We start from the raw sequence: 12,203 nt of genomic DNA, 5'->3' as shown, positions 1-12,203 counted from the left end.
ACTAATTCGTGGTTTTCTAATAATAGGAATGTCATCTAAACCAAATTAATAAAGGATTTAATATATCGTTAAATATATATTAGCCTACCTTCCTTAAAATTAATATGTATAAAAAAGAACCTCAATCCAAATTCTGGAACTGGCGCGCTAACCTAGTTCTTTGGGTTTATGAAGTTCTTTTTTATGTTCAATGAAAAACTATAATTATTAATAAACGTAATAAGTTTTTACATAGTTATTTTTTAAAAAAATACTTTTTTCGATCAAATAAAGTGAAAGCCAAACCAAATATGGCTATTAGAGCTCCTATAGCAGGTGTATGGGAATCATTTACACCTAAAGGTCCGAGATCACTCTCTTTTTTATTTAGTGATTCAAGCACTTTATGCATATCTTTTATTGAATTTTGAACATATCGTTCGATTTCATAAAGATAATCACTAGAATCTATACTTTGGTAGCCTTTTTTGAGAATTGAGTCAATCATTGCCTTGGCTTTATCTTTTGCCTCTTTGGAAATTCCTGGTAGTGCATCAATCGCTTTTTTCGTTTCATCAGCTTTTGCTTCTAAATCTTTTCTAGCTTTGTTTTTTGCATCTTGTAATGTGCTTTGATCTACAATATCTTTCACCTTAGTATCTGTTGTGTTTTTTGCATCTTCAACATCTTTGGGTTTCGTACCTTGATCAATTGCATCTTTACCATCTTTTATTTTTTGATCAATCTCATCTTTAGCTTTTTGCTTTTCATCATCCGTTAAGTTTGGTAACGTATCAATTTCTTTCTTAGCATCTTCAGCTTTTTTATCAAGTTCAGATTTGGAATCTTCTTTTTTCTTGTCTAAATTGCCTGTGTTTTTCGCTTCGTATTTCTTTTCAATTGCATTTAATTCATCAATTCCTGTTTTTAAATTTTCAGGAACATCAGTAATCACAGTTGTGTCTTCAATACGCTTAATTGCATCCGTAAGTGTTTTATTAATTTCATCATTTGCTTCTTTGCGTTGTTGATTTGAAAGTGACGGTTTATCTGCAATTTGTTTTCGAACTTCATCCGCTTTAGCTTTTAAATCGGCAACGGCTTTAATTTTGGCATCATCAAGTTCTGCTTTTACCACAACATTTCCTATATCTGTTTTACCTTGATTGTAAATTGTGTTGATATCTGAAGGTGTTGTTGCTTTATCAAGTTCTTTTGAAGCATCATTGACCGTTTTGTCAATAACTTTCTTCGCTTTGTCTTTGTCAGCTTGTGATAAGTTCTCAAGTTTATCGATTGTTTCTTTAGCTTTCTCAGCTTCAGCATTTAAATTTGCTTTTTTATCATCTTTAAGTTTTTCAAGTGACTCGAAATTTTCTTTAATGAGTGCATCTTTAATTGCGTCCATCTCTGTTTTTGTTTCGGAAACAACTTTATTAACATCTTCGATAGACTTACCTGTTTCAATATTTTCAAGTCCATTATTTAGAGCGTTATCGATCTCACCTTTGGCTTTATCTTTAATTTCTTGAGAAAGACCAGGAAGTGCATCAATCGCGTTTTTCGTTTCATCAGCTTTCGCTTCTAAATCTTTTTTCGCTTTATTTTTTGCATCTTGTAATGTGCTTTGATCTACAATGTCTTTCACCGCAGTATCTGTTGTGTTTTTTGCATCTTCAACATCTTTTGGCGTTGTACCTTGATCAATTGCATCTTTACCTTCTTTTGTTTTTTGACCAACATCATCTTTAGCTTTTTGCTTTTCATCTTCTGTTAAGTTTGGCAACTTATCAATTACTTTCTTAGCATCTTCAGCTTTTTTATCGAGGTCATCTTTTGCTTTATTTTTTGTATCAAGAAGTTTATTGTCGTCAACAATATCGTTGATTCCTTTATCCGTCGTATCAATCACTTTGTCAATTTCTTTTGGATCGTTTGACTGATCAATCGCATCTTTTCCATCTTGATTTTTTTGATCAATATCATCTTTGGCTTTTTGCTTTTCATCATCTGTTAAGTTAGGTAACTTATCAATTTTTTTCTTAGCATCTTCAGCTTTTTTGTCTAAATCAGATTTAGAATCTTCTTTTTTCTTATCTAAATTTTCATTATTTTTTGCTTCATATTTTTGTTCAATTGCATCTAATTCATCAATTCCTGTTTTTAAATTTTCAGGAACATCAGTAATCACAGTTGTGTCTTCAATACGCTTAATTGCATCCGTAAGTGTTTTATTAATTTCATCATTTGCTTCTTTGCGTTGTTGATTTGAAAGTGACGGTTTATCTGCAATTTGTTTTCGAACTTCATCCGCTTTAGCTTTTAAATCGGCAACGGCTTTAATTTTGGCATCATCAAGTTCTGCTTTTACCACAACATTTCCAATATCAGTTTTACCTTGATTGTAAATTGTATTGATATCTGAAGGTGTTGTTGCTTTATCAAGTTCTTTTGATGTGTCACTGACCGTTTCATCAATCAATTTTTTGGCATCATCTTTTTCGGTCTGTGATAAGTTTTCGAGTTTATCGATTACCTCTTTGGCTTTTTTCGCTTCAGCATCAAGATGTGATTTTTTATCGTTAATTGATGCATCGATACTATCATTATTTTCCTTAGTAATCGCATCTTTTATTGCATCCATCTCCGTTTTTGTTTCGGAAACAGCATTATTAACATCTTCTACACTCTTACCCGATGCAATATTTTCAATTCCTTTATTTAGAGCGTCATCAATTTCACCCTTAGCTTTATCTTTTGCTTCTTGGGAAACTCCAGGTAGTGCATCAATCGCGTTTTTCGTTTCATCAGCTTTCGCTTCTAAATCTTTTTTCGCTTTATTTTTTGCATCCAGCAAGTTACTTTGATCTACAGTTTCTTTTACCGATGTATCAGTCGTGTTTTTTGCATCTTCGACATCTTTGGGTGTCGTGCCTTGATCAATTGCATCTTTACCTTCTTTTGTTTTTTGATCAATCGCATCTTTAGCTTTTTGCTTTTCATCTTCTGTTAAGTTTGGTAACGTATCAATTTCTTTCTTAGCATCTTCAGCTTTTTTATCAAGTTCTGTTTTTAAATTTTCCTTTTGATTATTAAATTTATCAGAATTTATTTGTTCATACTTGACCAATAGCGCATCAAGCTCGTCCATACCTATTTGTAGATTTTCAGGTAAAACATTAACATCTTGAGTTTGATTAATACGTTGTATAGATTGTTCTAACGTTTGATTTATTTCATTATTTGCGGCATTTTTATCATCATCTGTTAATGATTCCATCGAATTAATCGCATCACGGACTGCTTCAGATTTCTTCTGTAATACATTAATTGCATCAATTTTAGCATCAGCAAGTTCTGTTTTTATAACAACTTTATCAATAATACCTTTTCCTTGGTTATAAATCGAATCAATATCTGAAGGTGTTGTTGCTTTATCCAGTTCATTTGAAGCTTCTGTAACCGCTCTATCTATTGCTTTCTTCGCGTCATCTTTTTCAGTTTGTGATACATTTTCAAGTTTATCGATTGTTTCTTTCGCTTTCTCTGCTTCAGCGTTCAAGATGGCTTTTTTATCATTGATTAGTGCATTAATGGTATCATCGTTTTCTTTAATGATTGCATCTTTTATTGCATTCATCTCAGTTTTTGTATCCGTTACTACTTGATTAATAACATCAACAGATTCGCCGGATTCTACCCCTTCAAGCCCTTTATTCAACGCATTTTCAATTTCACCTTTGGCTTTATCTTTAGCCTCTTGGGAAATTCCAGGTAGTGCATCAATCGATTTTTTCGTTTCATCAGCTTTCGCTTCTAAATCTTTTTTCGCTTTATTTTTAGCATCCTGTAAGACACTTTGATCAACAGTTTCTTTTACCGATGTATCGGTCGTGTTTTTTGCATCTTCGACATCTTTGGGTGTCGTGCTTTGATCAATTGCATCTTTACCATCTTTTGTTTTTTGATCAATCGCATCTTTAGCTTTTTGCTTTTCATCTTCTGTTAAGTTTGGTAACGCATCAATTTCTTTCTTAGCATCTTCAGCTTTTTTATCAAGTTCCGATTTTGATTCGTTTTTACGATCTACAAGGCTTACATCGCTAATAATTTTATCAATATTTCCTGAAGAAGTATCCTTTGCATCCGTAGCATCTTCACGCGTTTTCGCATCATCGATGACCTTCTTAACATTCTCTAATTCTTTTTGAATTGCTTCAATTTTTTCTTGCTTTTCAGACTCTGGTACATTTTTTAAGTCTTCAATTTCTTTGATTGCGTCGTTTGCTTTCTTTTCAAGTTCTTCTTTTAGAACTGGTTTTAACACTTGTAAATCATAAACACGTTCAACTTCCTTTAAATCATTGTTTAGTTTCTCTTTAAGTCCGGGACTTGAAACTTCTTCAATTCTTTTTTTGAGTTCGTCAATTGTATCTTGAGTTACGTCTCCTTTTAAAACCTTTTCATCAAAATTTTCGTAAGTATCCTTAATCGACGCTTCGATACTTTTAGCTTGATCTAACAATGTTTGTGCTTTATTAAGTAATCCATTTACATATTCTTTGACATCTTCGGCATATGGATTGTCTGACGCTGTAATCTTAGAACGAATTGCATCAATGTTTTTTTGTATCTCAGCAGTATCTTTACCGACAAGTTCTTTAAATTCACTGTCATTAAACAATGCATGAGCTTCTTCTTGAATTAAATAATCATCCTTCAGGAAAAATCCCATACGATGTATTTCTAAATGTGTATCTTGCTTTGCGTTTGCAAAATGACGTAACGAAACCGTGACATTTCCATCGCCTGTTGGTGTAAAAGGAAGACTCACAATCATCATCTTATTACCAACACTATATTTTTGCGAAGCAAGTACATTTGGACCCGAGGTTCGATCGCCAGGATATATATTTAAAACCCCGTCATTATTACCATTAGAACTTTTTATTTCCGCTCTAAAATAATACTCACGGTTAGCTTGTAGTTTCATGGTCTGTCCAAACAACATAAATGCGGCGGCTGCATTTGATGATGATTCTGATGTTCTATATGATTTAGATTTAAACGTGGATGTATCCGAATTATTTTGAGTCCCCACGAGATAGTTAGGCATACCGATATCCCTAAATCCATTTTTTGAGGTTTTACTTATTGTACCTCTTTTTTCACCAGAAAGTATATTATTTGTCGAACTGATAACCCAATTCGGTATTGATGTATCACTTGGGCCATATCTCAAATAAGGATTTTGGAGTTTATTCCCTCTAAAAGGAAACAGTTCTTCCTGTTCATTTGCTGAAACTGTATAGAATCCGTTCTTTGAAAAACTTGTAATCAAAAGCACTAATACGATTAAAATCATAAGTACTCGATTGATGACTAATTTGGCATATTTCATTTTTTACCCCTTTTCCTTTTAATAAAAAAAATCTATTGCATCAAATCATTATATGTTTCAATACGCACTCACCATAACATATTTTTTCACTCCTTCATTGAAAGATAGTTGAAATCGGTTATTTTACTAAGTTTTATGAGTAAATCTCTTCATTCATAGCGAAAAATCCCACTATTAAAGCCCGACTTTCATGATTAAAGAACAAATCCCAACTTATTACTAAGATTGGGATTATATTTTTAATGATTCACCATCAGTTCTTCATATAAATTTTGAAATATTGCATACTCATCCACGTTTGTTTTATCGTAATTAATTACAAGTTGTAGATGAAAACGACTGATCTCGTCATCCAACTCAATCCACTCCACATCATCACGTGCAATGATATGTTGGAGATCTACTGGAAGAATTGTCACAGAACCATATGCAGCGACATGTTCCAATACTACTTCCCAGTTGTCATTACGATAATTGATTGCCGGAATAAAGCCAAGTTCTTTACAACGACGTGGTACTTCTTGACCAATTGCATAGGCATCTGAGACTAGTGCAAAAGATTCCGTCATAATATCTCGAAGCGTTAGGCGTTCACGGTTAGCAAGCGGATGATCTTTAGCGACCACCACACCAACATCATAGTAATACCCTTCCAAACGCTTTGCATTTTCTTCAAGTTTTGAGTAGTAAATAGGTTCTGAAATTAAAGCAGCATCCAATTTATCTTGGATGAGCATGTCTTGAATTTCCTTAGAACCACGTTGCACAAAATTTAATTCTACTTGTGGATATTTGCCGACATATCCTTGGAATTGATCCATATAGTTAATGGAAGAAAGGATGGTAAGTCCAAATCGAATTTTACGGCGGATGCGTTGTGCTTCAGACTTCATTAATCGATCCAAGCGATTGAGATGTGCAACAACATCTTTCGCACCATCGTAAAACACTTGCCCACTTTCTGTTACACTGACGCCAGTTTGAGTACGCTCAATGAGTTGCGTTTCAAGTTTCGCCTCAAGTTGTTTGATGTTCCAACTGAGGGCAGGTTGCGTCATGTGTAACGTTTTAGCGGCAGCAGTAAAACTCCCTGCTTCAATAACAGCAATAAAGTATTTCAACTCTCTAATTTCCATAGCTACCTCTTAATTCTATTCGAAATAATGAGTGGTTTCGAGTTTATGAAATGCTCTTAATCCTCCCGAAGCGAGTGCTTCAAGTTCAAATTCTCCCGGATAAATCGCAACCGGTGCAATAAACGATACACGTTCTTCAATCCAATTCATCATTCGATTCGAACGTGCAAATCCCCCACTGATCACGATACTATCAACCTTGCCTTCAAGCACAGTACTTAGCGTACCGATACTTTTCGCAATTTGATAAGCCATTGCTTCTAAAACGAGCGCTGCTTCATCATGACCCTCTTCAATCATTGCTTCGACACTTCGGACATCGTTGGTCTCAAAATATGAGATAAGACCACCTTGATGACGGGTTAGTTTTGTAACCGCTTCCTTGTCATTATTATAGCATAGATTCATAAAGGGACGTAAGGGTAAACCACCACTTCGTTCAGGTGAAAAAGCACCTTCATCATCACCGACAAGATCAATCATACGACCTTGTTTGTGTGCTGTGACAGTAATACCACTACCAGCATGGACAACAATCATGTTGAGTTTGTTATAAGGAGTTTGAAGGGATTTCGCGTGTTCTATGGCAACAGCACGCGAATTTAACATGTGTCCAATACTTTTACGTTCAATACCCTTTAACCCAGAGATACGGGCAATTGGATCCATTTGATCGACGGAGATCGGATCGTAAATATACGCCGTACAGTTTTCTGCTTGATCTACAAATTTCTGAGCGATCGAAGCACCTAAGTTTGCAGGGTGAATGACTTCTGCTTTATGTAAGAGGTAATCAATGAGTGTGTCGGTAACTGCAATTGCACCGGCTTCAACCGGTGGCAAAATACCGCCACGCCCCACTGCAATTTCAACTTTTTTTGGATCAAATCCATGATCAACCAACGCATCATAAATTGAAACATAACGGTCTTCCAATTGATCTTCTAAAGTTTTATAAGATTCTACTTTTTCTAAAGGTATTTTTAGGTCATCACGCATGAGTTCCTGTTCGTCATTAAATAGTGCGAACTTTGTTGAGCTGGCCCCAGGATTGATTGCTAGAATATACATTATAAATCCCCTTTCGCAATCGAACACGCAAGTAAGATTGAGTTAATTTTTTCATCACGATTTGAACCGCGAGATGTTAAAATTATGGGCACTTTCGCACCTTGAATTACACCCGCCATTTTCCCATCGGTGAAAAGTGTTCCAACTTTACCCAAAATATTTCCACTTATAATATCTGGAGTAATAAGAATGTTGGCATCACCTTGGATACGACCATCCCATTTTTTAATCTCTGCAGCATATTTTGATACAGCAAGATCGAGGGATATAGGTCCTTCCACAATTGCATGTTCCCATTCACGTTGACTTAAGGTTTCTGAATCAACGGAAGATTGAATATGAGGATTCGTATGCTCTGCAGCATCCAACAATGCTACTTTAGGTTCTTCAATCCCTAAAGCGTGAGCAAGTTGAATACTGTTTTCAATGATCCCTACCTTTTGATCAAAATTAGGTGTAGGAATCATGCCACCATCACTCATAATATACATCGTTTCTTTAAATGGAATTTCTACAAGCGCAACGTGTGATAGCACTTTTTGCTCGCGAATCCCTGTTTCGCGTTTTACAACCGCGGATAATAAATCACTGGTTTGAATTAACCCTTTCATAATGAGATCAACTTCTCCTGCTTTCGCAAGTGCAACTGCTTTTTGAGCTGCTTCGCGAGGTTGATCACAATGAATAATTTCGTAATTCACCGCAAGATTGTTTTCACGAATTACATCTTGAATTGCTTCTTTATTTCCCAGAAGAATTGGTTTGATATACCCACGTTCTTCCATATCGATGACTGCTTCAAGTGTATTCACTTCATCCGCACATACAAGCGCAAGACGCTTTTGCGTCATGCGTTCTCGTACTAAACGTGCCTCCAATTCTACAAAATTTTTCATTTATTGTACCTCAATATGATAATCATCCACTGCTACAATCGGCTTCACTTCAGTAAAGACTTTTCTGAATACAATCGCAAGACCGATTGGCATTATCATAAAGGCAAGAACTGCATTGATGATATTCCCTAAAGTCCATCCACCAGCAAGGTTAATTGCATTGATGGGTCCTATGAGTCCACTAATCCCAAATCCCGCTGACATGGGCGTACCTTGTTGATTAAGTAAAACAACCACAATAGCACTTAGTGCCGCATTACATAGAACAGGAATCATAATTTTTGGTTTTTTCATAACATTAGGCATCGCCATTTTAGGTGAACCTAACATTAAAGCAATTTTTGTTCCAAGTTCATTTGATTTCCAACCTGTAATCGCAAGACCAAATGCAGCTGCACAAATTCCCACATTGGCTGCTGCTGATCCAACACCGGATAAGTTAACTGCGAGCGCAATCCCAACTGTAGAGAGTGGGGAAACAATCATCATCGCAAAGATCATGGATACAAGTATCGACATGAGAAGTGGTTGTAGCTGAAGAAGGTTACTGATCAAGTGTGCCATTGCACCTGTAATCATTTGAACATATGGGAGTGTAATCATTCCCAAACCACCCGCAACAATTAATACAAGCGTTGGTGTTAATAGCATGGCATATGCTTTAAATTTATCTGCAACCGCAAGGATTAAGATTACTGCAAAGGTTGCGGTAAGTGCCATATTAATAATGTCACCACTGCCTTTAAGCATAAACGTTCCATCTTCCGCAAGTTTCCATCCACCGGATGCGAATGCGGTTGCCATCCCTACTGATGCCGTTTGAATTGGCGTAAACTTAAACATCATTGAAACAGCCACACCAATCACAACACCCATGAGAATCATTCCGAAAGATGTTGCCGTTAAAACAAATTGACCTTGTGGAAAAATGGGTAAGAGCGCTTTAAAGATTTCATTAAGCAAGGCACCAGGAATCAAAACTACAACCGAACCTATCGCCACCCCATTCAGTATTTTCATTCCAAATCCTTTATCAAATATTTTTTTCATCATGACCCTTTCTAGAGATGGATGGGATAACCCAGAGCCAATTCTGCAGTATCCATTATCATTTCCGATAAACTAGGATGTGTATGAATGATCAACGATACATCCTCAACCGTTAATTGAGATTCGATTGCCATGGTAAGCTCCGCAAGCAATTCACTTGCTTGTGCGCCTACAATTTCAGCCCCTAGGATAAATCCTGTTTCAGTCTCTACAGTAAGTCGAACAAATCCTTGTGTATCATCCATGGATAACGCACGACCATTTGCGGCATAAGGGAATTTGAAAGCTTTCGCTTGAATGCCTTGATCTTTTGCTTCTACAGCATTCATTCCGACAACCGCAATTTCAGGATGGGTATAACTTACTGATGGAATGACCGTATAGTCAAATCCAGCTGTTTTTCCTGCGATTACTTCCGCAACGACTTTCGCTTCATAGCTAGCCTTGTGTGCGAGAGCAGGACCAGGAATAATATCACCAATTGCATAGATATGAGCAACATTTGTAAGTCCTTGATCATTAACTTCGATCAGTCCACGTTGGCCAACTGTGACACCGGCATACTCAAGTCCTAAATCATCCGTATTTGGACGACGTCCAACGGTGACTAAAACATATTCAGATTGATGAGTAACTGATTTTCCTTCTTGACTGTAAGTGACTGTTACCAGGTCATTTTCAACTTTTGCGGATTCAGCCTTCACATTTGTATGGATCGTTACATTTTTTTGTTTAAAATTATCCACAACATAAGCACTTAAATCTTTCTCAAAAAGCGGTAGAATATTTGGCGCACCTTCAAGAATTGTGACTTCGGTACCCAAGTTTGCGAATACCCCTGCAAGTTCACAACCAATATAGCCACCACCGACGATGGTTAACGATTTTGGTACAACTTCGAGGTTAAGTGCTCCTGTAGAATCTAAAATTCGTTTACCAAATTTAAATCCAGGTATTTCAATCGGTCTACTTCCAGTTGCGATGATCACATCTTTAAATGAGAATGTTTGAACATCCATGTCATTTACAACACGAATTTTATCTTCCGACATAAAGTGTGCTTCACCCTTAACAATTTCGATTTTGTTTTTCTTTAAAAGTGCACCAATGCCTGAAGTCAAGGTCTTCACAACTTCCTTGTCTTTCCAAGCTTTTGCTTGTTTCATATCAAAACTTGTTTTACCATAGCTTAAACCAAATGGTGTATTTGTTTGTGTTTTTGCATATTCACTGCTTGCATGAATCATAGCTTTTGAAGGAATACATCCAACATTAAGACATGCGCCACCGATTTCATCACGTTCGATGATGGTAACTTTTTTTCCAAGTTGAGCAGCACGGATGGCTGCGACATAACCACCCGGTCCACTTCCGATTACAATGACATCTGCTTGTTTTGCGAAATCTCCAACTACCATTTCTTACCCCTCCAATACAAGCTTGTTTGGGTCGCTTAGAACTTTTTTAAGTTCATCTAAAGCATGTTGTGCTTCCACACCGTCGATAATACGGTGATCAAAGGTAAAGGATAGTTTCATAAATGGTGCGATTGCGACAGTCATGTCTTCTGTAACATATGGTTCCATTTCAATTTTCGCGGTTCCTAAAATTCCCACTTCAGGTGCATTGATAATTGGTGTTGAGTAAACACCATCTGATGACATCCCACCAACATTTGTGATTGTGAATGAACCATCACGCATTGCATCCATTGGTAGTTTTCCTTCTTGAGCTAAACGTGCATTTGTTTCAATTTCTTTTGAAATCTCAAAGAGATTTTTTGTATCTGCATTTTTAATATTTGGTACATAAAGTCCTGCGTCGGTATTCGTTGCGACACCGATATTGATTGCATCACGGTAGATGATCTCACCTTTTTCTGCATCAACCATCGCATTGAAGATTGGATATTTCTTCAACATGGTTACGGCTGCTTTCACAAAATATGCCGTATACGTTAAACGTGCACCTTCTGCTTTCGCATAATCTTTATACATATCACGGTGTTCCACCAATTTGGATACATTAATATTGGTAAATACCGTAACACGTGGGATGGATGATGTGGAATGAACCATTGCTTGCATTGTTGCTTTACGCATTGGTGTCATTTTTTCACGACGTAAGCCATCTGTACCCACTGTTTGTACCGGAGCTTTCACAACTTCTTTTGGTGTTGTGACTTGTGGCGTTGCCACTTCACCTGCTTCTCCAGTAAAGTTATCTATATCTTCTTTTGTAACGGTATTATGTTTTCCTGTTGGCGTTACAAGGGCAATATCAATCCCTTTTTCTCGTGCATATTTACGAACTGATGGAATTGCTCGTGCTTTCCCTTGACTAACAACAGGAGCCACTTTGGTTTCCACTTCCGTTTTTTCAACACTTGGTGTTTCTTCTTGTTTCGCATCTTTAGGTAAATCTGAAGCATCCACTTCAATTTCCACAAGCGTAGCACCTACTTTCGCTACGACTCCTGCTTCCACAAGAACTTTCTTAATTGTTCCCTTAACAGGGGATGGCACTTCAATTGTAGTTTTATCATTTTGAACTTCAAAGAGTGGATCATCAGTTTTAATGACATCCCCTTCTTTTACATGCCAAAGTAAAATTTCACTTTCGGTAATTCCTTCACCGAGATCGGGTAAATTAAATTTATAATTCATGAGT

Annotated in this window: 7 protein-coding genes; all 7 read right to left on the bottom strand. The window is 36.5% G+C overall.

What is annotated here, in order from left to right; genetic code table 11:
• Positions 1–235: 235 nt before the first annotated feature.
• The 7 genes from EL194_RS01975 to EL194_RS01945 all read right to left on the bottom strand — a co-directional run bounded on the left by EL194_RS01975 (position 236) and on the right by EL194_RS01945 (position 12,199).
• A complete protein-coding gene (locus EL194_RS01975; protein WP_003774747.1) occupies positions 236–5,380 on the bottom strand; it encodes a DUF1542 domain-containing protein in 5,145 nt (1,714 codons plus the stop codon).
• Positions 5,381–5,619: 239 nt separating this feature from the next.
• On the bottom strand, positions 5,620–6,516 hold the full coding sequence (locus tag EL194_RS01970) for a LysR family transcriptional regulator (RefSeq protein ID WP_003774745.1): 897 nt from the start codon (positions 6,514–6,516) through the stop codon (positions 5,620–5,622).
• 15 nt (positions 6,517–6,531) lie between these two features.
• Positions 6,532–7,587, bottom strand: a complete 1,056-nt coding sequence (buk, locus tag EL194_RS01965; RefSeq protein ID WP_003774744.1) for a butyrate kinase — start codon at positions 7,585–7,587, stop codon at positions 6,532–6,534.
• Positions 7,587–8,483: a phosphate acyltransferase gene (locus EL194_RS01960; protein ID WP_003774742.1), complete on the bottom strand. Its 897-nt coding sequence runs from the start codon at positions 8,481–8,483 to the stop codon at positions 7,587–7,589. Before EL194_RS01960 ends, buk begins: the two co-directional genes overlap by 1 nt.
• Positions 8,484–9,533 (bottom strand): PTS transporter subunit IIC, encoded by a 1,050-nt coding sequence (locus EL194_RS01955; RefSeq protein WP_126345105.1) that lies wholly within the window; start codon positions 9,531–9,533, stop codon positions 8,484–8,486. It lies immediately after the preceding gene.
• 11 nt (positions 9,534–9,544) lie between these two features.
• Positions 9,545–10,951: a dihydrolipoyl dehydrogenase gene (lpdA, locus tag EL194_RS01950; protein WP_003774740.1), complete on the bottom strand. Its 1,407-nt coding sequence runs from the start codon at positions 10,949–10,951 to the stop codon at positions 9,545–9,547.
• Between the two features lie 3 nt (positions 10,952–10,954).
• Positions 10,955–12,199, bottom strand: coding sequence for a dihydrolipoamide acetyltransferase family protein (locus EL194_RS01945; RefSeq protein WP_003774736.1), 1,245 nt, complete (start codon positions 12,197–12,199; stop codon positions 10,955–10,957).
• Positions 12,200–12,203 lie beyond the last annotated feature (4 nt).

Origin of the sequence: Erysipelothrix rhusiopathiae, assembly GCF_900637845.1 — a bacterium.
Classification (GTDB): Bacteria; Bacillota_I; Bacilli_A; order Erysipelotrichales; family Erysipelotrichaceae; genus Erysipelothrix; species Erysipelothrix rhusiopathiae.
The sequence above is the reverse complement of the archived record's forward strand: the minus strand, read 5'-3'. Positions and strand labels throughout refer to the sequence as shown.

What these genes read in the sequence shown, in the direction of transcription:
- EL194_RS01945 (WP_003774736.1), bottom strand. Translation starts at nt 12,199, where the DNA reads ATGAATTATAAATTTAATTTACCCGATCTCGGTGAAGGAATTACCGAA.
- EL194_RS01955 (WP_126345105.1), bottom strand. Translation starts at nt 9,533, where the DNA reads ATGAAAAAAATATTTGATAAAGGATTTGGAATGAAAATACTGAATGGG.
- EL194_RS01970 (WP_003774745.1), bottom strand. Translation starts at nt 6,516, where the DNA reads ATGGAAATTAGAGAGTTGAAATACTTTATTGCTGTTATTGAAGCAGGG.
- lpdA (WP_003774740.1), bottom strand. Translation starts at nt 10,951, where the DNA reads ATGGTAGTTGGAGATTTCGCAAAACAAGCAGATGTCATTGTAATCGGA.
- EL194_RS01975 (WP_003774747.1), bottom strand. Translation starts at nt 5,380, where the DNA reads ATGAAATATGCCAAATTAGTCATCAATCGAGTACTTATGATTTTAATC.
- buk (WP_003774744.1), bottom strand. Translation starts at nt 7,587, where the DNA reads ATGTATATTCTAGCAATCAATCCTGGGGCCAGCTCAACAAAGTTCGCA.
- EL194_RS01960 (WP_003774742.1), bottom strand. Translation starts at nt 8,483, where the DNA reads ATGAAAAATTTTGTAGAATTGGAGGCACGTTTAGTACGAGAACGCATG.